This is a genomic window from Clostridium sp. KLE 1755 (assembly GCF_000466465.2).
Lineage (GTDB): Bacteria > Bacillota > Clostridia > Lachnospirales > Lachnospiraceae > Eisenbergiella > Eisenbergiella porci.
Genome location: NZ_KE992763.1, coordinates 90,618 through 113,553, shown reverse-complemented (window position 1 = coordinate 113,553; position 22,936 = coordinate 90,618). Strand labels below are relative to the sequence as shown.

Below are 22,936 nucleotides of genomic sequence, written 5' to 3'. Positions count from 1 at the left end.
GTACCTGGGGAAAGACAGGAAAGGACCGGAGATATTCTTTAATGAGGAAAACCAGATCGAATATGCGGAGGGGATGGATGAAGCACTGCTGTTGGAAGGAGTGACGGCGGTGGATGAGAAGGATGGGGACGTGAGTGACAGCCTTCTGGTGGAGAAGGTAGCAGGGACAAATGGGAAAGAAGTAATAGTGACATATGTGGCACGAGACGGCGCTAATAATGTGGGGAAGGCATCAAGAGCTTTTACGGTAGCTGGAAGTTATGGTGGAGGAGACATTTTACCTGTGGAAGAAGAAAATTTTGAGACTGGGGATATGCCCGGAACAGAAGGAACGACAGAAGCAGAGACGGAAAGTAACGAGGAAGGCAGTTCTGGAGAGGAAGAAGGTCAAGACGAGAATCAAGGAGAAGAAAATAATGAGGGAGAACCAGCGGGTTCCAATCCGGTATTGGTGTTGAATGCAGATATGATAGAAACCAAAAAAGGAGTGGCACCAAACTGGAATGAAGTGATAGAGACAATGAATGATGATAAGGATGATTATAATACGCTTTATAACAATTTGAAGTTGGAAGGCCAGGTCAAATTGAATGAAGAAGGGGAGTATCCAGTGACATTGTATACGGTGGATACGGATGGAAATAGATCTGAGGTTAGAAGTTTGGTGGTAAGAGTTGACTGAGATATTTAATTTGTTTGGGGTGTCAAAACTATGCTTTTCTATAATGCAAAAATCATGTAGGGCTGTATGTAGTTGAAAAGCTATCTATGAATTCGAAGGTCAATGACTATGTAGGAATTTAAAGATTTGAAAATTGCTGTTTGTATTATCCGGTGGGGAGAAAATGGAAAAAATGAGGAAAGAGAGAACATAAAGTTGAATAGTACTTCGGGGAGAGTCACTTGGGTGGTGACTCTATGATGTTAAATTCATCATCCCGGAGTTTTTATTATACAAAGAACAAAATGACAATTTATAAAAGGAATGGTGGAGAACAGTGGAAACCAATGAGAAGAATTTGAACAATAAATTAAAAAAGCTGAGAAGCCTACGCAACATACAATATTGCAGTGGCGGGAACCGTATATGTTGATTTGTCATTGTCTGTCCTTCTGACATAGCATCATCAAGTGACTGCTGTGCATATTATCCAGGAAAGGGTAGATATGATTAGCAATCGTAATTCTCCAATTCAGGATGATTACCTTGAGAAGTATCTTACAGATGATGTTGCGGATGTTCGTAAGTTAAACCCGACTGCAACTTTGGATGCAGAGGCTGCCTATAAAGGAACTGATTTTGTGGTGATTGTTGCATCAACAAAATAGGACAGTAATACACAGCATTTTGGCACTTCTGCTGTTGAAACAGTAACAAAGCTGGTTATGCAGTACAATTCAAATACAATAATGGGTATTAAATCTACCATTCCGATTACTTTCACTGTTTCTATCCGTGAAAAGACCGGAAGTAAAAATAGCATGTTCAGCCCAGAGTTCTTAAGAGAGTACAAAGCTTTGTATGATAATGTCTGCCCTGCAAAATCAGTGGCTTAAAATGACAGGAAAAATCATGTCCACAGGGAAGAAATCCCCCCTAACAGATGTGAAAATCAGCGTTTTGGATAGACATATAACTCACAGTGATAACATCATTTTAACACGAAATGCAATGGGTTCTTATTGATGCGCACTTTTTTTACACGAAATAAGTGAGTCAGACGTGGGAGAAAAAGGTGATTTTTCTGTGATTTTCTGCATTTTGGATAGAGGGGTGCAGAGAGTGATAAAGTCATTCGGGACTGAAAAATGCAGTGAAATCAAGGGTTTTAAGAGGATTGGATATGGAGAAGTGGTGGAGGTATTTGGCTGTGGTCTGTATCCAAATCGCTTCATTGTTGAAAATAAAAAAGCGGAATGTACTTGGGTCTATCCAATAGAGTTTAGTTGGGGATTTTTGAGGGAAAATAACTTTCAGAATGAAAAATAATTTGAGCCCTAGGAGAACTGCTATAGACTTTTTGCGTGTAGAAAATAATTGTGAACTATATTCAGGTTTGGAAAATTTGACTAAGCTAGATTTATGATATCGTAAGAATTAAGATATTGTTAAGGATGATAATTATGAAAAAAGTAACAGCAGAGGTTGCTTTATCTGTTTTTGAAGAAAAACAAAATAAATGCGCTTCTCCAATTCGGGTTGCCCAAATTATAGGAAAAATGTGGGCTGGTGGTGTTGAAGCGGTAGTGTTTAATTATTATAGAGCAATTGACAAAAAACAAGTGCAGTTTGATTTTTATTATGACGAAGATTCTACGGTTCAACCATCTCAAGAATTAATAGATATGGGGGCACGTTTTATTAAACTTCCACCTTATCAAAAAATATGGAAATATATACCGTGTTTATATCAGCATTTAAGAAAGAATAAATATAAAATTGTACATTCACATTTAAATACTTTAAGCGTTTTTCCGTTGTTGACGGCAGCTATGGTGGGAGTCCCTGTTAGAATAGCACATAATCATAGTGTTCCAAGTGGTAATGAATGGAAGCGTAATGCATTAAAGAACTTCTTGAAAATGTTCTCAAAAGTATTTTCAACAGATTACTTTGCTTGTTCTGAAAAAGCAGGCAGATGGTTATTTGGAAATAAGTCTTATGATTCAGGTAAAGTAATAGTAGTACCCAATGCCATAGAAAATAAACGATTTTTAAGAGATGAGGTAATCAGAGAGAAAAAACGGAAACAAATGAATATAGATAATTCATTTGTTGTTGGACATGTTGGTAGATTTACATATGCGAAAAATCATTTGTTTTTATTAGAGATTTTCAAAGAAATATTGAATATGAAACCTAATGCGAAGCTATTGTTAGTTGGCGATGGGGAATTAAGAGATGAAATCAAAAGCAAAATTAGTCAATTAGGTATTTGGGATCAAGTGATACTAGCAGGAAAAACAACTTCGCCCGAAGAATTTTATCATGTAATAGATGTGATAATTTTGCCTTCAATTTTTGAAGGCTTGTCAGTTACAACAATTGAAGCACAATTTAGTGGTGTCCCGATTGTTATTTCAGAAGCTGTGCCAAAAGAAACCAACATTAGTAATGGCTTTAAATATATGAAGCTATCTGATTCTGCTGAGCTTTGGGCAAATGCGGCTATTGAATTATCAAACATAAGTGTTGAGCTATTGCCTGAAAGTCAGAGATTTGATATTAAGTATGCTGCTCCTAAGTTGACAAATTGGTATCTTAGTAAATAGAAAAAATGTGAGGTATAAAATGCAAAAACCGTTAATTTCAGTTATAATGGGAGTTTATAATTGCAAAAATCTGGAGTTACTTGAGAAAAGTGTAAATTCAATTATTAATCAGACATATTCTAATTGGGAATTGATTATCTGCAATGATGGTTCAACCGATAATACAACGGATATATTGGATAAAATTTCACAGTTGGATAATCGAATTAGAGTGATTGGTTACGAGAAAAATGTAGGATTGAATAATGCATTGAATAAATGCATTGAAAATTCAAATGGTGATTATATCGCACGGCAAGATGATGATGATATTTCATGTCCAGAACGCTTGCAAAAAGAAATCGAATTCCTGTTAGAGCATCCGGAGTATGATATGGTCGGAACAATCGCTGCCGTATGTGATGATAATGGGAAATGGGGCGATTGGAGTCTTCCACAAATTCCTGAAAAAAAAGACTTTCTTTGGAATAGTCCTTTTATGCATCCAACAATTCTTGTTCGTAAAGATTCACTGATTAAAGCCAATGGATATCGAATTGCTAAAGAAACCAGACGATGTGAGGACTATGATCTTTTTATGAGAATGTACACATTAGGTATGCATGGGTACAATATTCAAGAACAACTGTATCGTTATCGAATGATCAATGACCCTAACAAAACATACAGGCCAATGAAATATAGAGTTGATGAAGCAAAAGTGCGTTGGATAGGATACAAAAGCATGGGAATTTTATTAAAAGGATTGCCATATGTACTCAAGCCGATACTTATCGGTCTTATCCCATCAAAAATTTTTGCAAAAATCAGAGGTAAGCAGTATTGAATATTTTTGAAAATTAAGAGGTGGCTATGAAAATCAGCAAACGAAAATCTTTTTTTTTACTTATTGAAATAGTTGCGATTTTGGGTTTTACTTTCTTCTCTCTGTCTGCAACTTATCAAGGCGTTGAGGATTTTAAACAATTATGTGCCATAGGGAGTATTTTTATTGCTATTGTCTTAATAATGAACATTCGTTTTGAAAAAACAATGCTTTCACCGTTTGTATTTGTTGCAATGTGCTTCATACTATTTCAATTTGGAACTCCAATTCTTTATGGGATTAATGAAAAATATGCAAATTATTATGTGGAATATATTGGCATTCAGACTGCATTTGAGGGTGCAAAGTATTCAATCTTGTGCATACTACTTTTTTTACTTGGTGGACTTTGGGGTACACAAGGAGATAAGCAAAGCATAGAAGTTAAGAAAAACTTTCTTAGTAATGATGCGTTAATTTATATGACTGCAAAAATTCTATTTATTGTTACAGGAATTATTGCTATTCCGCTTACAGTTGCTGTCATGTTTACAAGTCTACAATATGGCTACGCCTATGTTAAATTAGATACAATGGGGTATTATAATGGAATTACAAATTTTGCAAAGACAATTTTTGTTGCATCTGGATTTTTGTCATTAATGTATGCAAAAAATAGGACAAATCAAAGAGCTATTTTATTCACTTTGTTAGGGTATTCTATTGTGTCTCTGGTGTCAGGTGGAAGAACAGAGGGGCTTTCAAGTTTACTTGCATTGATGTATTTTCAACTATGTCGTTCTAGCAAAAAAAAGAATTTTTCAAAGTATGTAATAGGTGGTCTTGGTATTATAGCTATAATGTTTATTTTGGTGTATGTTGCGAACAGCCGTATGGGCAAAACTGTGGAGGAAATAAATCTATTCTCTATTCTTGAGAGTATGATTGATGAAATGGGTTTTAATTTTACATCTATTTGTTTTACCATGGATTATGTGCCTCATACTACCAATTATCAATATGGTTTATCATATATTAATTCCTTGATTTGTTTAATTCCAGCTTCGATTGATCCAACGGGGATTATAGCCGCTATAAAGCAAACAGGACCAGAACTGTGGCTGGCCAACCAACTTAAAAATTCATATGGAGCACTGTTTGGGTTTGGTGTAGGATATTCAGTTATTGCTGAGAGCTTTTATAACTTTGGAAAATTTGGCTTTATAGTTATATATTTACAAGGATATTTTATTGCAAGGCTTTTAAGTTTGAATTATAAAAATAAAATTTCAGAGTATATTAAATTGATTCTGATATATGCATTAACAACATATCCGAGGCGCTCCTTCTTTACTTTGCTTAAAGTGGTTGAATATGACATACTTCTGTTACTTTTAATCGTTTGGTTGGTCTATAATATGACAAGGAGGGGCAGGAGGATACATGAAAAAGAAACAATCGGGAACTAAAAGTTCAATAATAAATAGTTTTTCCGGCATGATAGCATATGTTTTTGTTATGCTTTCGACAATGGCAACGAGAATTGCATTTGCACATTTCTTAGGAGAGGAACTGCTTGGGTTAAACAGTCTGTATACAAGTATATTACAAATATTGCAAATTTCTGAATTGGGTATAAGTGCCGCAATTATTGTGTTCCTTTACGAACCAATTAGAGAGGCAGACCGAGAAAAAACAAAATCCATTATGGCGCTTTACAGGAAAGTATATCGAGTGTTTGCTGCTTTTTTAATGCTGCTCGGTTTAATAGTTCAGGTATTTGTAATCCCTAGAATTGTAAAGGTTAATACCATTACGATTCGAAGAGCACAGTTGTATTTTTTCCTTTTTTTATTAGGAATCGTGTGTAGCTATTTATTTGCCTCTTCAAAATCTATCTTTTATGCGGAACAGAAAAATCGAATAATTTCATATGTGCAAGCTGTTCAAAAAGTAATAGTCGGTACATTGCAGATTATCATGGTGTTTTACTTTAAAAGTTATGTCGTGTATCTTGTTTTAGCTATTATTGGCTATTTGGTGGAAAATATCATTTGCCATGTGTATATTTTAAAAGAACATCCGTATTTAAGTGATAGGGATTACACACCTTTGAGTAAGAGGAAAAAGCGAGAGATTATAAATGTTATTAAACCGATTTTTATCGTTCGAATTGCGGACAAGGTATTGGGACAGACAGACTCACTACTGATCAATCATTTTATTGATATTGCTACTTTGGGTATGTATACAAATTACCATACAATTTTTAATGCTTGTTTAGGTTTGTTTAATCCGATTGGATCTGCTTTAACATCTAGTTATGGTAATATGGTTATTACAGCTAAACCTGCGGAAAGATATTCGGCATATAAAAAATCATATGCTGCTTTTCATTTGCTGGTAGTATGGGTCTGTGTGATGTTTATTACCTTTATTCAAGATTTCATCGCGGTAGCATATGGAGAGAAATATCTTCTCTCAGATTCATTGGCCATTTGGATGACAGTATATTTATATTTCTATTTGGTGAAAACTATTTATTATTCATATCAAAATGCTTTAGGGCTACAAAAAATCGACCAAAAACAGATGATAATCCAGGTGTTTGCTAACATCATTTTTTCGATTCTTTTGGTCATGAAAATGGGAATTAACGGTATTATTGTTGGAACCATTCTTTCATTAGTAATTTTTTCGGTTGGATATAAAGGATATGCAATATATAAGGTTGTATTTGAAGTTAAGACAGATTTATTCTTTAGACGGACAATATGCGATGGTTTGTTTGCGTTTATGTGTTGTTCAGCTACTTTTTTAATTACAAAGTTATTTGTTGTGAGGACAATAATTGCACTTATGCTTAAGGCCATTGTGCTTGGAGGTGCTGGAACAATCCTTTGTGTACTGGTTATGTTGATGAGTAAAGAACATAGAATGCTGATGTTCTCATTATTGAACAGAATAAAATTAAGGAGGAGTTAACAAATTATGCCCCCTAACATTAAAACATTATTAGCATATGAACGAAAAAGAAATTTGGGAAATGAAAGAATTCTCCATGTTGCAAAATTGATTGTAACACGGCATCCGGCATGGATCAGGTGGAAATACATAAAACATTTGCGACTTTCCGAACATTGTAAAAGCATAAAGAAATATTACCACCTATGGCACAAAAATATACTTGGCTTAAAGTTGGGATATGAAATTACAGGTACCAATATTGGTAAAGGTTTAACTCTTTATCATAATGGACCTATTGTTATTAATGGGAACTCTATCTTGGGAGAAAATGTTACTTTTCATGGGGACAACTGTGTTGGAAATGATGGTAAAACAGATAAATGCCCTATAATTGGAAATAATGTAAATATAGGCGTTGGAGCAAAAATTATTGGGGACATAAAAATTGCTGATAATGTTATTGTTGGAGCCGGTGCAATCGTAGTGGATTCTTTCAATGTACCGGGGGGGGGTACTAGTTGGTGTGCCTGCAAAAGGTATTGTAAAGAATACGGATTTTGTAGAAGATTTATAATTCATCTTAAAAATTTCATACTGAAACATTCGCAACTCATCTCAATATCATATAAAAGTATGGTCGTGAGGTGACGTGATGATGAAGGTGAAAATAAAAAGAAGAATACGAGAATTGTTACGCTTACCGATAGATTTAAAAAATAGACACCGATTGAAAAATCATAATTGTAGTATTTTTTGTTCGAATTGTATTGGAGGAGTCATTTATCATAATCTGGGGTTACAATTTATGTCTCCTACAATTAATATGTACTTTGAATCGAATGATTTTATAAAATTTCTTAGAAATCCAGAGGGTTATTTAGATAAGCCAATAAAGCTGCTTGAGGTAGCTGAAGAAAATTATCCAGTTGTGCAGATTGAGGATATTGTTTTACACTGTGTGCATTATCATACACTACAAGATGTGGAACGTGCATGGAATAATCGAGCAAAACGAATAGACTGGAGTAACATCCGAGTAATAATGAGTGAACGCGATGGATGCACTGAAGAGGATTTGATTGCATTTGATCAGTTACCGTATGAATACAAAGTCGTATTTACTCATAAACCAATGCCAAATATAAAATCATCTGTATATATCCCTGGAACTGATTTGGATGGGACGGACGGCCATTGGGTTGCGCCATTAACTAATTATGTGGGGAAAATTACAGGAAAAAGAGTCATAGATAAATGGGATTATGTTAAATTTTTGAATGATGGCAGTATAAAATAGTAAAATCTGGAAGTGGTACTGCCCTAAAATAGAATGAAGGAAGGCAGAGGAAAGGCATCATGAAAATTCTATTTACAGTAGAAAATTATTATCCGAAAAACAGCGGAGTGCCAGCAGTAACAAAATATCTTGCAGAAGGACTAGCTGTAAAAGGACACGATGTCCATGTTGCCACCAGATGGGTAGAGAACTATCCATCACAGGAAGAGAAAGGCAATGTGATTATCCATCGATTCAAAATTAATTATGACTGGCAAAAAAAGCCTACTGGGAAAGTACATACTTATTGTAAATTTGTTACTATGGGATCATTTGATGCACTTATTTGTGAGTGTGCCCAGTGTGTAACAACAGACGCGTTGTATTCAGTATTGGATAAAATCGGCGCAAAAAAAGTTTTTCATTCACATGGTTTCTCTGGCGTGCTTCTGAAACCGTTCGATTTTTCTAAACCAATTATTCGAAATGCGAAGGATACTTTCAATTATTTTGTTTGGAAGGCTTATTATAATAAAAGGTTCAAACAAATGCTTGGAAAATTTGACATGACTCTTTGCTTATCTGAAGTAGACAGTAGTAAACCTTATTTAGATGCATTTTCAATAAATCCGCCAAAGGTTTTATTAAATGCGGCGCAGGATATGTTCTTTCGTGGCGATATTGATAAAACTACTATGAGTAAATATATATGCTTAGATTCATCAAATTATTATATAAGTGTCGCAAATTATAATGGATATAAAAATCAGATTAGTATGCTCAAGGAGTTTTATTTGTCTAGTAGTAAAGATGCAGCAATGGTTTTTATAGGAACTGTAAAGACAAGTTATTATGAAGCTCTTTTACGTGAAAAACAAATTTTGGATGAAAAATATGGAGTGCGTGAGGTTTATATCCTTACGAATGTGAATCGTGAAGATATTCCTGGGGCAATAGCTGGTGCCCAAATTTATCTTGTGGGTAGCACTTTTGAGGAGTTTTCCATATCTATTATCGAAGCAATGGCAGTCGGAACACCATTTATTAGTACCAATGTAGGAAATGCTCGAACACTACCGGGTGGTGTCACGATTGATGATATTGGCGAAATGCATCAAGTAATAGATAAACTGATAGAAAACAAGGAAAAATATCTCGATTTACAGAAGAAGGGAAAGGATTATGCTTATCAAAATTGTAGGGTAGATGCAGCTGTTGATAAGTTGCAGCATTACTTATTACAAAAGTAAAATCCTATGGTATAAGAAATGATAGTTCTGAAATTACAAGGCGGACTGGGAAACCAGATGTTTGAATACGCATTTGCCCGGACTATTCAAGAACAAAAAAAAGATAAGAAATTAATACTTGATACATCAGATTTTCAATATGATAAACAGCGTGAATATTCGCTGGGGCATTTTATTCTGAATGAAAATATAGAGATTGATTCAAGCGGAAAATTTAACCTTTGGTATGACCAGAGAAAAAACCCTCTACTCAAAGTGGGATTTAAGTTTTGGCCGAAGTTCCAATTCCAAACATTGAAATTGTTTGGGATTTATGTTTGGGATTATGCAAAGTATATTCCGGTTGATGTCTCCAAAAAACATAAAAATATTTTGTTACATGGGTTGTGGCAAAGTGATAAATATTTTTCACAAATTTCTGAAATAATTCGAAAAGAGTTTGCGGTTAAAGATGAGCCATCACAAGGTAACAAGGCTTGGTTAGAGCGTATTTCTTCGGCGAATGCAGTTTGCGTACATATTAGAAGAGGTGATTTCTTAGCAAAAGGCAGTGTTTTGTTAACATGTTCAAACTCATATTATTTAAAGGCAATGGAAATTATTTCAAAAAAAGTGAATGAACCTGAATTTTTCATATTCTCTGACGATATTGAGGATGTGAAAAAAATTTTCGAATTTCCTGGTTACCAAATTACGCTTGTGAATCAGTCCAATCCCGACTATGAAGAGTTGAGGTTGATGTCTAAATGCAAGCATTTCATAATTGCAAACAGCACATTCAGTTGGTGGTCTTCGTTGCTTTCCGAAAATGAAGATAAAGTAATTGTTGCACCTCGTCTTTGGTACAGTGATGGTAGAGATACTAGTGCTTTGATGAGAGACGAGTGGATTATTATTGATAACGAATAATTGAAAGGAATATGGTGCTGCTGACCATGCATCACCATTAGGAAATATAGATGAGGGTAGACTTAATAACACTTCATGCAGTTCCGAATTACGGATCAGCATTACAGGCGTTTGCAACTCAAGAATTGTTTAAGCAATTTAATTGTGATGTGAAAATCATAAATTATGTAAGAAACAATGTTCGATTTGAGAATCTAGTAAATACATGGAGTAGAGGAAACCCTGTCAAAGCGATGGCTATATGCCCAACAATAATGAGGTGGAAAAAGGTTTTTGGGAGTTTTTATGAAAAATACTTGAATCTTACAGAAGGCGTGTATACGACCGAGGCAGATTTTGAAAATTACCCGTTAGAGGCAGATATTTATTGTACAGGGAGTGACCAAGTGTGGAATTCAAAATGGAACGAGGGAATTTTACCCCCGCTTTATTTGTCGTTTGTTCCTGCTGATAGATTTAAATTTGCCTTTTCAGCGAGTTTTGGACAGAAATCCTTAAGCAAAGAAGAAGTTAATGCAACGAAAAATTATATCAAGCAGTACGATTTCATTTCTGTTAGAGAAAGTACAGCAAAGGATATTATTGAAAAACAATATGGCTTTGAAAAGGCAGTTCATTTATTAGATCCAACATTGTGTTTGACAAGTAAATTTTGGCGTAGCTATGCAACACCAAGAAAAATCAAAGAAGATTATATTTTGGTGTATAATTTAAATAGAAGCAATGAATTTGATCATTATGCTGTTAAATTGTCAAAACGCACAGGACTGAAACTTGTTCGTTTTTGTACACGTTTGGACCAATTTTATCGTCCAGGGAAAAGTATGCTTGTACCAGAAGTATTTGATTTCGTTAGTTTAATAGATAATGCTAAATATGTACTTACGGATTCGTTCCACGCAACAGCGTTTTCTATAAATATGAACACAGAGCCAATTTGTGTTTATCCAACAGAATTTGGTGGAAGAATCGAAAGCTTTTTAAACTTAACTGATTCCAAACAAAGGCATATAAAAGGGTATGATGACTTTGATATTATTGAAAGAAATGTAGATTTTCAAAAAGTAAATAGTATATTAAATCAAGAGCGTAAAAAGGCTCAGGATTTTTTGAAAGATGTTTTTGCTGCAGCGGAAGAATATCAAACCAACAAGGAATAGGTGACTTATATGAAGACGGTGTGTAACACCAATCAATGTACTGGCTGTATGGCATGTGTTGAAAAATGCCCAGTGAAGGCAATTTCTATAATAGATCAGTGTCAAGCATATAATGCAGTTATTGATGAAGAAAAGTGCATTGGTTGTTCTACTTGCACGAAAGTGTGCCAAAAGAATAATCCTCCAGTATTGATGCAGCCAATAGCTTGGTATCAGGGATGGACTCACGATGAAACTATTCGAGCAAGCGCTTCCTCAGGAGGCGTTGCTTCAGGAATTATTCGGACATTTTTAGAAAAAGGTGGAGCAGTGTGCAGTTGCGTGTTTGTAGATGGAGAGTTTATTTTTAAAACGATAGAAAGTGAAGCGGAAGCAAGTAGATTTATTGGTTCAAAGTATGTAAAAAGCAATCCACAAGAAGCGTATCGGAAAATATTAGATAAATTAAAAAAAGGAATTGATATCCTGTTTGTTGGTTTGCCATGTCAATCAGCTGCGGTACAATTGTTTGTTCCACAAAAATACCATGAAAAATTGTATACAGTTGATTTGATTTGTCATGGTACTCCATCGCCGCAACTACTGAATATTTTTTTAAGCGAGAAGGGAATAGAGTTAAAAAAAATAAAAGAGATTAGCTTTCGAAAAAAAGAGAGATTTCAGATAAGGGAAGATTATAAAACAGTTGATTACAATGGAACTTGCGATAAGTACTCAATCGCTTTTCTAAACTCAGTATCATACACTGAAAACTGTTATTCTTGCCATTTTGCTGAAACCAAACGAGTGTCTGATTTGACTTTGGGTGACTCATGGGGCAGTGAACTTCCAAAAGAGGAAAGGGAAAAAGGCATTTCTTTGATCCTGTGTCAGACGGAGAAAGGGAAAAAATTATTAATAGATTCGCAATTACATTTGGAATCTGTGTCGCTAGAGCGCGCAATCGAATACAACCATCAATTAAAGCATCCATCAAAATGTCCGAGCTTCCGAAAACAATTTTTTGACATTGTCGAAAAGAAAAATTTTTCAAGGGCGGTATGGGCTTGTTACCCCAAGAATTGTTTAAAACAGATTTTAAAAGGTACAATGGTTAAGTTGAAAATTTGCGGGGGGGGGATAACAACTTATAGTATTTCGCTGAAGATTAGATAAATTGGAGGTTGACAGCGTGAATGAAAAAATTATACTTGACAGACAGGGATAATTCTGTCGACGAATTAAGGGGAATAGCCATTCTTCTAGTTGTTATCGGTCACGTTATCCAATATGTTTTCTCACCTGAAGGATTTGATAACAATTTCATATTTCGGATTGCCTATTCATTCCATATGCCTCTGTTTATGTTTATTGCAAATAAACGATAAGAATATCATTCCTTTGAAATGGTCAATGAATAGGGCATTGCATCTTGTAATACCATTTCCATTTGTTTTCTGGGCAATAATTAGTACTTTAGTATATGATGGTAATATATTTGTTCATTCGTTTATAAAAAAATGATGTTTCCGGAAAATGGATTATGGTTTTTGAAGGTTCTGGCTGAAATCACAATAGTTGAATGGTTCGCATATAAATTATCTTCGAAGATAGGTGCTGAAAAACAGGCGTCTTGTTCCACCGATTTTCACGGTAGAAGTTACATATGCAAGAACTTCCCTGGAACCAAAGATATTGGTCAGAACTCGGCGTACACCCGTATAGTAAACTCCGATTCTTTCATCAGAGAGCACAAAGTCATTTTCTATAAACAGACGTTCTCCATGCTTTGTAGGTCTGCCCCTTCGATCAGTCGGTACTTTAGCAAGATCATACAGGACAGAATCGCATCGTGCATTCCCAATCAGATTGAGATTTGGATATTCGTCAACGACGGAAACAAGATTTTTCTTCACATAGAATGATAACATCTTTTTTCTTCCTGAAGTCTGGCGTCACCTGACGGATCATGGAAACCGCAAGTTCCAGTTTTGAATCCGTTTTCTGCCACATCCGGTATCCGAGTGGTACAGAAAGATAGGATACTTTACTGTTATTCCATACCGGAACGCAGAGCATGACACTTACAAAACAATGACCCTTTAAATAGTTTGAGCCATTATGAGCAGCATGGTCAAACAGTTTGGAGACATTTTCAAATTTCTCTCCGAATTTGGAGAGCATAGTATCGTCAACACATAAAAATACCGGTTGAGATTTTAGAGTATCCGGAATCAGATTCAATGCGATTTTTGCAGTAACATTCATAAATCTGGAATAGTCAGCTTTTGCATAGGAACAGGCGTAATAAAATACATTCAATGATTTTTCAGTTATACCTGACAAAAAAATGGCGATACTGGGAACGAATGGAATCGGCGGATTCCAATACAAGTATAGAAAGGACTAATAAAAACAGTGTATCAACAGTGGGTGCAGAAAAAGTTTCAAAATAAATATAGAAATACCGATAAAGTCTACTAATTAGATTTTTCTCGTTGTATAATAAGTTTATCGTACAGAGTCATTCCTTTCATGTGTATTAGTTGCCAAACTTATTATACATCATAGGGCTCTGTACGATATTTTTTTGTTAAAAAGTTGTAAAGTGGTGTTTTATTAAGCATTTATATTGCAAACCCCTTTTCATTAAATTATTCACATTTCCATCCACCCCAAAAGTCACAATAACACAACAAATATCAAAATATCACAATTGTCCCCTCCCCCTCCCACAATCTATAATAAACCCATCAAATAAAGGAGGGGACCCAAATGAAAAAGAAAAAACTACTAAGCATTCTTCTTTCCGCCGCCCTGGCATTTTCTCTTACCGCCTGCGGCAATTCTAACAATGAAGCCCAGACTTCAAACTCAGCTTCATCATCCACATCAACCACAACAACAGAATCAAAAGACGTCTCAGCGTCCGATGCCGATGCCAACACCGACACCGCAGCCGCAGAGGCTGATCCCTTCGGCAAATACGCCGACCCGCTGGAAATCCATTTCGTCCGCGCCACGGATGACACCATTGAGACAAACGTTCTCGCCAACCTGCCGGGCCAGACCCTGGAGGATAACTTCTGGCTTGATACCTATGAGGACGAGCTTGGCATCAAGGTAGTCTATGACTGGATTGTAAAAGGTGACGATGAATTCAACCAGAAAATGAACGTATCCATGGCCAGCGAAGAGCTTCCTGACGTGATGTGTGTAACGGCGACACAGATGATGCAGCTCATCGACGCAGGTCTGGTTCAGGAAATGGGACCGGTTTTCGAGCAGTATGCCACCGATTTCACTAAAGAGGTTATGAACCAGGAGGGTGATTCCCCGTTCCTTGCAGGCCAGAAGGACGGCGTACAGTACGGTCTGCCTGTAACCGGCGGAAGCGTGGACTCCGTTGACCTGATGTGGATCCGGACAGACTGGCTGGAAAAACTAAATCTTGAGGTTCCCACCACCATGGATGAAGTCCTTACCATGGTTGACCAGTTTGTAAACGCTGATTTTGACGGCAACGGCGCCAAGGATACCGTAGGTATCGGCGTGGCCGGAACCAGCATGCTGGGCGGCGGCTTCGGCGGTCTGAGAGGCTTCTTCAACGCTTACGGCGCATATCCGGGAATCTGGGTGGAAAAGGACGGCCAGCTGGCCTACGGCGCAATCCAGCCGGAATGTAAAACAGCACTCGCAGCGCTTCATGATATGTATGAAAAGGGCTACATTGACACAGAATTCGGCGTTAAGGATTCCACCAAGGCAGGAGAGGCTGCAGCAGCCGGAAAATGTGGTTTTACCTTCGGACAGCAGTGGCTTTCCCTCACTCCCTTCCAGTCCTGTAAGGACAACGATCCGGACAGCCAGTGGTCCGCATATCCGCTTCCTTCCTCAACGGGCGAACCGGCTGTTGCACAGGCGGATCTGGGCACCAATAGATGGATCGCCGTAAACAAAAATTTTGAACATCCGGAAGCAGTTGTAAAAATGATAAATCTCTTTATTGAGAAATGTTGGGGCGAGACCGGAGACAATGGTAAATATTATGCGCCACCAGAGGCAGAAGGCGTATGGAAGCTTTCTCCTATCCAGTGCTCCATGCCTCATAAGAATCTGCAGGCCTACCTGGACATCGAAGCAGCCCGTCAGTCCGGCGATACCTCTTCCCTGACAGGAGAAGCGAAATCCATCCAGGATAAGCTGGACAGCTATTATTCCGGAAGCGATGAAGGCTTCGCTCTCTGGGGATGGGAAAGAATTTACGGACCCGATCCCAGCTCTTATTCATCAATCAATGCCATGAGCGAGGATAACCGCATCATGATCAATAAATTTGTGGGAGCGCCCACCGAGACCATGACAGAAAAGCTTTCCACACTGGAAACCATGAGGGATGAGGTATACACCAAAATCATTATCGGCGAAGCTTCCATCGATGAATTCGATACCTTTGTTGAAGATTTCAACAAGCTGGGCGGAAGCGATATGACAGCAGAAGTAAATGAATGGTATTCCTCTGTAAAATAAGCGGAAAAGGTAACCTGTGACCTGTGACAGCCGGAGGCTTTGGGCATACAAACAAAACCTCCGGCTTTTCCGGTCCGTAAATACATAAATCTGTGCCGGCAGCGGCCCTCGCTGCCGGCAGCATGGAGGACTGTTATATGGCAGCTGGCAGACAAAAACAAAAAAAGAAAAATGCGATCCGAAGGGAACTTCCCCTGCATCTTATGCTGGTTCCCGGAATTATTTTCACTGTTATATTTTGTTATATCCCAATGGCGGGCATGGTAATCGCCTTCCAGAAGTTCATTCCGGCCAAAGGCCTGTTCGGAGACCAGAAATGGATAGGCTTTGATAACTTTACATATCTGTTCAATATGCCGGGAGCAATGTCAGCCTTACGCAACACCGTTGTCATTGCTTTTTTTAAAATCGTTCTCGGCCTGATTGTGCCGATTACCGTTGCCATCCTTTTAAATGAAGTACGTTCCAATAAATTCAGGAAAACAGTGCAGACAGCCATATATCTTCCTTACTTCCTGTCCTGGGTCGTTCTTGGAGGCGTTATGATAGATATTCTTTCTCCCTCCCAGGGTATCCTGAATCAGGTCCTGAATTTCTTTGGAATAGATTCCATTTTCTTCCTTGGCAGCAATAAATGGTTCCAGCCCACTATCATCATGACGGATGTCTGGAAGGGCTTCGGCTTCGGTACGGTGGTTTATCTCGCCGCCATCACCGGAATTGATCTCAGCCTGTATGAGGCCGCGACGATGGACGGCGCGAACCGCTTCCAGAAAATGTGGCACGTGACACTGCCGGGCATACGGATGATCGTTGTACTCATGTGTGTGCTTTCCCTGGGAAATGTACTGAACGCCGGGTTTGATCAGGTTCTGAACCTCTACAGCCCCCAGGTTTACGAGACCGGCGATATTATTGATACCTTTATATACCGCATCGGCCTGATTGACGCGCAGTTCGGGCCGGCGACGGCAATGGGCGTGTTCAAGTCCGCCGTATCCTGTCTCTTCATTTCCGTATCCTACTATGTTGCATATAAATTTTTCGATTACCGGATCTTTTAACGTAAAAACGGAGGGGCAAGCCTTATGAAAATGAATACAAAAACACAAAAAAGCGGTGTGAAGGTCAGAGAATCCGTGGGTTCCCGTATTTTTACAATTATCAATACCCTGATTCTCGCCTTCCTGGCGCTGATCTGCATCCTTCCCCTGATCAATATCCTGGCGATTTCCCTCAGCTCCAATGCCGCGGCTACAGCCGGGCTGGTGAAGCTGTTGCCGGTGGATTTTACCCTGAAATCCTATGAATACGTGGCAAAAAGGGCGGCCTTCTGGAAATCCCTTGGGGTGACGGTGATCCGGTGCCTGCTGGGCGTATCGCTGAATGTCATCATGTGCGTCCTTGTGGCCTATCCGCTGTCCAAGGATAACCGCAAGCTGAAGCTGCGCACGGTATATACCTGGTTCTTTTTTATCACTATGCTGATCAATGCGGGACTTATCCCATGGTACATGACGATTAAGAGCGTGCATCTGCTGGGAACCATCTGGGCGCTGGTGCTTCCGGGAGCAGTGCCCGTATTCAGCGTGGTGCTGATGCTGAATTTTTTCCGGGCGATACCGGAGGAGCTGGAGGAGGCCGCTTTCATGGACGGAGCAGGCCACTGGAATATCATGGCCAGGATCTATGTGCCGCTGTCCAAGGCCAGCATTGCCACCATCTGCCTGTTCGCGCTGGTTTATCACTGGAATTCCTGGTTTGACGGCATCATCCTCATGAACAAACCCACACAGTATCCCCTGCAGAGCTATCTGCAAACCATCATTATCCAGGGGGACACCTCCGTCAACAGCACCACGGACTGGCAGACAATGGCGCTGATCTCCGACAGAACCGTAAAATGCGCGCAGATTTTTCTGTCCACCCTGCCTATTGTGGCAGCTTATCCTTTTTTACAGAGATATTTTGTAAAAGGAATGGTTATGGGTTCTGTAAAAGGGTAGTAAAGCGAAGCACTCCGGATAGCCGGGCTGCTGCAGTAATTCAGCCGGCATTCGCTGGCTGTCTTCCGGAAAAATGCAAAATCACAGGCCGTTATGCTAAAATAGTGTTGGCCCGGCCATAATTACCGTTGGAAGAAGCAAGTGAAAAACGCTTCCGGCCTGCAGGGCGGCCGGGCAGATTGGGGGAGGCAGATGTACCATTCCAGAACATTTCATAAAATGCTGATTTCCATTACACTGGTATGTCTTTGTTTCTACGGGATCGGACTGTTCAGCAATCAGTACAGCAGGAATGTGCTGTCCCATCAGATCCAGGACACGTTGGATTCCAAGGTCCATTTCTGGGAGGAACAGCTTCAGCAGGAAACCGACAGCCTTCTGCTGACGCAAAGCAGCCTGACGAATGACGCCAGCCTTCTCAAGCTCCATGTGGCCTGGGACAGCCTGAGCAATTACCAGCGTTATGAAGCGGTGAAACAGTTTTCCTACCGCCTGCTGAATGTAAAGGTACTCCACAGCATTGCCGCGTCCATCAAGACCTATTTCCCGGACAGGAAAATCGTAATCAGCGCCGACAGCCCCATCCTGGACAGCTATGAGGAGGACGATTACGGAGATTTCAAGCAGGCCTGTCTGAATGAGGACGGGAGTATCTGCCTGACCATCTTTTTCCCTTACAATATGAATCCGTCCAACCGGAAAATCCCCCATTTTTACATAAGAACCACCATCACGCCGAAAACGCTGCAGGGGAAACTGGAGGAAATGCTGGGCGAGGATGAGGGCACCGTTTTTTTGCTGAACCAGGACGGCAACGTACTGGCCGGTTCCGGGAAAAAGCTGGAGGAGGACATCGCTTCCGTTCCGGTTCTCGCTTTAGTTCAGGAGAAAATCCGCACAGCAGGAGAGGAAGAAAGCATTCACGCCTCCAGGGATGGTTTTGCTTCCGGCCGGCTGCTTTCCCGCCTGGGAATCTGGCTGGTTTACTGTTATCCCAATCAGGTGGTGGAAAAGCCGCTCCGTTTTTTCCGGATCTTCAATGCGGCTCTGACCATTCTGGTGGTGGCTCTTCTGGGCGCTTATGCTTTTTACGCGGGAAAATCCTTTGCAAGACCCCTCGGCCGGATTCTCCAGGCCATGGAGGATAAACAGGATAAGAATTCCTTCCTGATCCAGAAAAAAGGGAAGGACGAGCTGGCCATCATTTATGACAAATACAACCGGATGGTCCTCCGTACGGAAAGCCTGATCCGCGAAAACCTGGATTCCAAATATCGTGTGCACATCGCGCGGCTGAGGGCGCTGCAGTATCAGATCCAGCCCCATTTCCTGTACAACAGTATTTTCCTGATTTACCGCATGGCGCAGATGGATGAAAACGAGCCTATTGCCGATTATGCGGAGCATCTGGGAAAATATTATCAGTACATCACCAGGGTCAGCGACCGCAAGGTAAAAATCAGCCAGGAAATTGAGCATATCCGCAATTATCTCGCCATCCAGGAAACCAGGTTCGGCGGCCGGATCCGCGCTTTCCTGGGAGAGGTTCCGCCAGAGCTTGCGGATGCCAAACTCATGCCTCTCACATTGCAGCCTTTGGTTGAGAACGCCTATGAGCATGGTATGAAGAATCGTGTCAGAGACGGGGAGGTACATATCAAAATGCGCTTTGAGGACAGTATTTTCTACTTTACGGTGGAGGATAACGGGCCGGGCATGACAGCGGAAGAGCTGGCCCGGGTGAAAAAACGTATGGAAGAGGGCCGGATCGAAGAAGAGGAAATACACGCCCTTTCCAATACCAATATCCGCCTGAAACTCCACTATGGGGTAAACAGCGGTTTATATTTTGAAAACAGGCAGGAGGGAGGCTTCCGGGTAACTGCCAGAATACAGCTTACGGAAGAAAAATATGTATAATTTACTGATTGTAGACGATGAACCTTTGATTTTAGAAGGACTCTGTCGTATGATAGAGAGGGCTTATGGAAACCGGTTTCTTATTTATCAGTCGGACTGCGCCGAAGGGGCGCTGGAAATCTTCCAGAACAGCCGTGTGGATCTTTTGATGAGCGATATCCGTATGCCTGGCATGGACGGCCTGGAGATGGTGGAAATCGTGGAAAAGGAATGGCCTGACTGCCTCACCATTTTCCTTACGGGACACAGTGAGTTCGAATATGCGAGACAGGCCGTGGGCAGCCGGACGATCGACTATGTCCTCAAGCTGGACGGTGACGAAGCTCTTCGCCGGGCAATCGACAAAGCTTATGACCGGCTGGAGAAGGAGCAGGAAGAAAAAAGCCGGCTGCTGAAGCTGAACGCTTCCTGGCAGGAGGCCGCGCCTCTTTTGCGTAGGGAGTGCTTCCGCCGGATGGTAACCACCGTCCGGTGGGAGGAAACGGACAAAGCACAGCTTTATGCGAAGCTTCAGGCAGCAGGTATTTCCTTTGATCTGCAGTCCGGTTTTCTTACCGCGCTTATCTGTATGGAGCCTGAATGGGATGCTTCGGTAACCGGACAGATACAGAGTATTATCCTGGGAAATATAAAGGGAGCCTTTCGGGCCGGAGCTGCTTACGTTTCGGAACACATTATGCTGCTTCTTGCCCAGTCGGAGGACAACCGGCCGCTTCGGCTGAAGGGTTTTCTGGAAATTGCCCTGAGCATGTGTGAGAGGGTGGAGCTGATTCCTCCCGCGGTCTATCTGTATGAAAAGGAAACTGGGCTTGAAGGTTTGTCCGAGGTTTTCTCCATACTGAGCAGTAAACGCTTTGAAATGGAGGAGGGCGGCGGCATCCTTCTGTGCGGGAAAAAGGATGCCCTGTCTTCCTATACCTGGCGCAGGGAAGGCCCTGTCATGGGCGCCTTCAACGTTGAGAAGCTTTCGGACAGCCTGGTTTACGGTAAAGAAGGCGATTTTATGGCAGTGCTTGCCAAAATAAAGGCTGGTATGCCTGCCTCCGGTCCTGCGGCGGAGATCACAATATATACAACGCTGGCCTCCCTGCTGCTTCAGGCCATCCTTAATTATTTGCCCAGGGAAAGTAGCCTTCTGACCCAAATCAATCTGGAAAAGCTGGCGAATTACAATACTCACCACGGGTTTCGGGATGCCTGCTATTATCTGGAAACCGTGGCGGAAAAATATTTCCGCAGCCGTCAGGAGATACATACAGACACAGACAACTATATCGTCCATAAGGTCAACACCTATATTCTGGAGCACCTTTCCGAGGATCTCTCCATGACCCGGATCGGAGAAATCGCAGGCCTGCATCCTGCCTATTTATCCAGACTGTATAAAAAGGTGACGGATAACTCCCTGGGCCAGTATATCACCGCACAAAGGCTGAATGCGGCAAAAACGCTTCTGCAGGATCCCACCATCCGCATTCAGAGCATCGCTGAAAGGGTAGGCCTGAATACGGCATCCTATTTCACCCATTTTTTCAAAAAAAGCATGGGTATGTCTCCCCAGGAGTACCGCATGAAGCTTCTGGGGCAGGAAAAAGACGGGGTATCAGGCACAGACGGGGAAAGAACGTAATTATGCAGCAGTAAAAACAGAACTGCTGCATGGCTGCCAAGAAAAGAGGAGGAAGAACGAAATGCTTCATATTGTTGAGGAAGGGAAAAAACACATATTCCGGCGGCAGGACGGCCCTGATGGGGCTAGGCCGCTCTTTTGCATTGAAACGCCGGAAAACGCAGAGGACAGCTTTCATATATCGGAGGACGGCACCCTTATCACCTGGACCAGGCGCACAAAGGAGCCTGTGGATCACATGATAATGGAAGCCGCCGCCTGTTTTGAGCCGGAACACACCCTGGTGCCCGCCATTTCCTATGACGGCAATCCCTGGGGAAAGGATCATGAATATAAGGGGCTGGAAAAGGACGGCGTTCCCTATACCTACGCCTGGCACCGCTGCGCTGTTCCCGGGGCAGCCTGTTCCTGGAACCAAAAGGACGGCCTGGCACTTTTCGGCAGCGGCCGCTGCTCCGGCAGTATATTTCTGAAGGATCAGCGACCGGTTTACCGGGTGATCTGGCCGGAAACGGAGGAACCCCAGGTACTCTATGCAGACGACTGGGCGGAGGCATACCGCGGACATATGGAGCCGACAGACACCTTTACCGCCTACCTGTGCCCCGGCGCCGGCATTGAAGCGGAAAGGAACATGCTGCATCATGCCTGGGAACAGAACTATGTAAGCAAAAAACCGGTCAGGGCGGCAGAAGAGGTCTGGAACCTGAGCACGGCTTATGCAAAACTGCTGTATACCCAAGAGGAAGATGGTTTCCAGGCCTTCAGCATCGGATTCAGCTGGGATGGGAAGAAATGGAGCAAGCGGCCGGATTTCAAATATGAAATCGGCTGGTGCGGCCAGAACGCTTCCCTGGCAGTATCCCTGCTGTATGACTGCCAGCGCAGGAAGTCCTCCGGCGCCGAAACGAAGGACTGGGAAGAATCCCTGCAGATTGCGGTGTCCGTACTGGACAGCTGGGTGGAAAAAGCGCGCAGTAAGGACGGTTTTCTCCTGACCCGCTATGATCCACAGGACAGCCTGATAGACGCCTGTAATCTGGGCACCTACGGCGTACAGTTGTTTGAAGCTTACGATCAGGCCAGGCTGCTGGGGCTTGAAAAAAAGGCCTGGTTGGATGCGGCCTTTGAGATCTGTGATTTTGCCATGAACCGGCAGCGGCTGGACGGCGGAATCGGAATGAGCTGGAACCGGGACGGCTCTGCCCATGAGCTGAACGGAACGGCGGGG

General features: G+C 41.2%; 21 protein-coding genes. 20 read left to right on the top strand and 1 reads right to left on the bottom strand.

Features of this window, described 5'->3' with window-relative positions:
* The 14 genes from HMPREF1548_RS30150 to HMPREF1548_RS30955 all read left to right on the top strand — a co-directional run.
* The coding region (locus HMPREF1548_RS30150) for a hypothetical protein (RefSeq protein ID WP_021639238.1) at positions 1 to 682 on the top strand (682 nt) is incomplete at its 5' end.
* A 485-nt stretch (positions 683 to 1,167) separates the two neighbouring features.
* On the top strand, positions 1,168 to 1,329 hold the full coding sequence (locus HMPREF1548_RS30960; RefSeq protein ID WP_331669800.1) for a hypothetical protein: 162 nt from the start codon (positions 1,168 to 1,170) through the stop codon (positions 1,327 to 1,329).
* 394 nt (positions 1,330 to 1,723) lie between these two features.
* Positions 1,724 to 1,990, top strand: a complete 267-nt coding sequence (locus tag HMPREF1548_RS23755) for a hypothetical protein (RefSeq protein WP_021639236.1) — start codon at positions 1,724 to 1,726, stop codon at positions 1,988 to 1,990.
* Positions 1,991 to 2,124: 134 nt separating this feature from the next.
* Positions 2,125 to 3,273, top strand: coding sequence for a glycosyltransferase family 1 protein (locus tag HMPREF1548_RS23750; protein ID WP_198168681.1), 1,149 nt, complete (start codon positions 2,125 to 2,127; stop codon positions 3,271 to 3,273).
* 19 nt (positions 3,274 to 3,292) lie between these two features.
* Positions 3,293 to 4,099, top strand: a complete 807-nt coding sequence (locus HMPREF1548_RS23745) for a glycosyltransferase family 2 protein (protein ID WP_021639234.1) — start codon at positions 3,293 to 3,295, stop codon at positions 4,097 to 4,099.
* Between the two features lie 26 nt (positions 4,100 to 4,125).
* Positions 4,126 to 5,547 (top strand): O-antigen polysaccharide polymerase Wzy, encoded by a 1,422-nt coding sequence (wzy, locus tag HMPREF1548_RS23740; protein WP_021639233.1) that lies wholly within the window; start codon positions 4,126 to 4,128, stop codon positions 5,545 to 5,547.
* Positions 5,522 to 7,063: a lipopolysaccharide biosynthesis protein gene (locus tag HMPREF1548_RS23735; protein WP_021639232.1), complete on the top strand. Its 1,542-nt coding sequence runs from the start codon at positions 5,522 to 5,524 to the stop codon at positions 7,061 to 7,063. Before wzy ends, HMPREF1548_RS23735 begins: the two co-directional genes overlap by 26 nt.
* 6 nt (positions 7,064 to 7,069) lie before the next feature.
* A complete protein-coding gene (locus HMPREF1548_RS23730; RefSeq protein ID WP_021639231.1) occupies positions 7,070 to 7,693 on the top strand; it encodes an LbetaH domain-containing protein in 624 nt (207 codons plus the stop codon).
* 4 nt (positions 7,694 to 7,697) lie between these two features.
* A complete protein-coding gene (locus tag HMPREF1548_RS23725) occupies positions 7,698 to 8,342 on the top strand; it encodes a DUF1919 domain-containing protein (RefSeq protein ID WP_051358465.1) in 645 nt (214 codons plus the stop codon).
* Positions 8,343 to 8,401: 59 nt separating this feature from the next.
* Positions 8,402 to 9,571, top strand: coding sequence for a glycosyltransferase family 4 protein (locus HMPREF1548_RS23720; protein ID WP_021639229.1), 1,170 nt, complete (start codon positions 8,402 to 8,404; stop codon positions 9,569 to 9,571).
* Between the two features lie 18 nt (positions 9,572 to 9,589).
* Positions 9,590 to 10,480 (top strand): alpha-1,2-fucosyltransferase, encoded by an 891-nt coding sequence (locus HMPREF1548_RS23715; protein ID WP_021639228.1) that lies wholly within the window; start codon positions 9,590 to 9,592, stop codon positions 10,478 to 10,480.
* A 50-nt stretch (positions 10,481 to 10,530) separates the two neighbouring features.
* On the top strand, positions 10,531 to 11,640 hold the full coding sequence (locus tag HMPREF1548_RS23710; protein WP_021639227.1) for a polysaccharide pyruvyl transferase family protein: 1,110 nt from the start codon (positions 10,531 to 10,533) through the stop codon (positions 11,638 to 11,640).
* 9 nt (positions 11,641 to 11,649) lie between these two features.
* Positions 11,650 to 12,795, top strand: a complete 1,146-nt coding sequence (locus HMPREF1548_RS23705; protein ID WP_035323631.1) for a Coenzyme F420 hydrogenase/dehydrogenase, beta subunit C-terminal domain — start codon at positions 11,650 to 11,652, stop codon at positions 12,793 to 12,795.
* A 20-nt stretch (positions 12,796 to 12,815) separates the two neighbouring features.
* Entirely contained in the window at positions 12,816 to 13,007 is a 192-nt protein-coding gene (locus HMPREF1548_RS30955; RefSeq protein ID WP_021639225.1) for an acyltransferase family protein, read from the top strand.
* A gap of 499 nt (positions 13,008 to 13,506) precedes the next feature.
* Here HMPREF1548_RS30955 and HMPREF1548_RS30685 read toward each other — a convergent pair whose 3' ends face one another.
* The gene (locus HMPREF1548_RS30685) at positions 13,507 to 13,941 is read right to left on the bottom strand and encodes a hypothetical protein (RefSeq protein WP_021639223.1); all 435 of its coding nucleotides are present in this window, start codon (positions 13,939 to 13,941) and stop codon (positions 13,507 to 13,509) included.
* Between the two features lie 453 nt (positions 13,942 to 14,394).
* On the opposite strand from HMPREF1548_RS30685, the gene HMPREF1548_RS23690 reads away from it, so the two are divergent.
* The 6 genes from HMPREF1548_RS23690 to HMPREF1548_RS23665 all read left to right on the top strand — a co-directional run.
* Entirely contained in the window at positions 14,395 to 16,149 is a 1,755-nt protein-coding gene (locus HMPREF1548_RS23690) for an extracellular solute-binding protein (protein ID WP_021639221.1), read from the top strand.
* A 137-nt stretch (positions 16,150 to 16,286) separates the two neighbouring features.
* Complete coding sequence (locus HMPREF1548_RS23685) at positions 16,287 to 17,213, top strand: ABC transporter permease (RefSeq protein WP_051358463.1); 927 nt, start codon at positions 16,287 to 16,289, stop codon at positions 17,211 to 17,213.
* 24 nt (positions 17,214 to 17,237) lie between these two features.
* A complete protein-coding gene (locus tag HMPREF1548_RS23680; protein ID WP_021639219.1) occupies positions 17,238 to 18,155 on the top strand; it encodes a carbohydrate ABC transporter permease in 918 nt (305 codons plus the stop codon).
* A 141-nt stretch (positions 18,156 to 18,296) separates the two neighbouring features.
* A complete protein-coding gene (locus tag HMPREF1548_RS23675) occupies positions 18,297 to 20,075 on the top strand; it encodes a sensor histidine kinase (RefSeq protein WP_035323629.1) in 1,779 nt (592 codons plus the stop codon).
* Entirely contained in the window at positions 20,068 to 21,705 is a 1,638-nt protein-coding gene (locus tag HMPREF1548_RS23670; RefSeq protein WP_021639216.1) for a response regulator transcription factor, read from the top strand. The genes HMPREF1548_RS23675 and HMPREF1548_RS23670 overlap by 8 nt, the downstream gene beginning before the upstream one ends.
* Positions 21,706 to 21,766: 61 nt before the next feature.
* Positions 21,767 to 22,936, top strand: a 1,170-nt coding sequence (locus tag HMPREF1548_RS23665; protein WP_021639215.1) for a hypothetical protein, incomplete at its 3' end; no start/stop codon positions are given.

Coding starts and splice junctions, on each gene's coding strand:
- HMPREF1548_RS23685 (WP_051358463.1), top strand. CDS start 16,287: ATGGCAGCTGGCAGACAAAAACAAAAAAAGAAAAATGCGATCCGAAGG.
- HMPREF1548_RS23705 (WP_035323631.1), top strand. CDS start 11,650: ATGAAGACGGTGTGTAACACCAATCAATGTACTGGCTGTATGGCATGT.
- HMPREF1548_RS23730 (WP_021639231.1), top strand. CDS start 7,070: ATGCCCCCTAACATTAAAACATTATTAGCATATGAACGAAAAAGAAAT.
- HMPREF1548_RS23750 (WP_198168681.1), top strand. CDS start 2,125: ATGAAAAAAGTAACAGCAGAGGTTGCTTTATCTGTTTTTGAAGAAAAA.
- HMPREF1548_RS30955 (WP_021639225.1), top strand. CDS start 12,816: ATGAAAAAATTATACTTGACAGACAGGGATAATTCTGTCGACGAATTA.
- HMPREF1548_RS23715 (WP_021639228.1), top strand. CDS start 9,590: ATGATAGTTCTGAAATTACAAGGCGGACTGGGAAACCAGATGTTTGAA.
- HMPREF1548_RS23725 (WP_051358465.1), top strand. CDS start 7,698: ATGATGAAGGTGAAAATAAAAAGAAGAATACGAGAATTGTTACGCTTA.
- HMPREF1548_RS23680 (WP_021639219.1), top strand. CDS start 17,238: ATGAAAATGAATACAAAAACACAAAAAAGCGGTGTGAAGGTCAGAGAA.
- HMPREF1548_RS23690 (WP_021639221.1), top strand. CDS start 14,395: ATGAAAAAGAAAAAACTACTAAGCATTCTTCTTTCCGCCGCCCTGGCA.
- HMPREF1548_RS30960 (WP_331669800.1), top strand. CDS start 1,168: ATGATTAGCAATCGTAATTCTCCAATTCAGGATGATTACCTTGAGAAG.
- HMPREF1548_RS23670 (WP_021639216.1), top strand. CDS start 20,068: ATGTATAATTTACTGATTGTAGACGATGAACCTTTGATTTTAGAAGGA.
- HMPREF1548_RS23710 (WP_021639227.1), top strand. CDS start 10,531: ATGAGGGTAGACTTAATAACACTTCATGCAGTTCCGAATTACGGATCA.
- HMPREF1548_RS23720 (WP_021639229.1), top strand. CDS start 8,402: ATGAAAATTCTATTTACAGTAGAAAATTATTATCCGAAAAACAGCGGA.
- wzy (WP_021639233.1), top strand. CDS start 4,126: ATGAAAATCAGCAAACGAAAATCTTTTTTTTTACTTATTGAAATAGTT.
- HMPREF1548_RS23735 (WP_021639232.1), top strand. CDS start 5,522: ATGAAAAAGAAACAATCGGGAACTAAAAGTTCAATAATAAATAGTTTT.
- HMPREF1548_RS23745 (WP_021639234.1), top strand. CDS start 3,293: ATGCAAAAACCGTTAATTTCAGTTATAATGGGAGTTTATAATTGCAAA.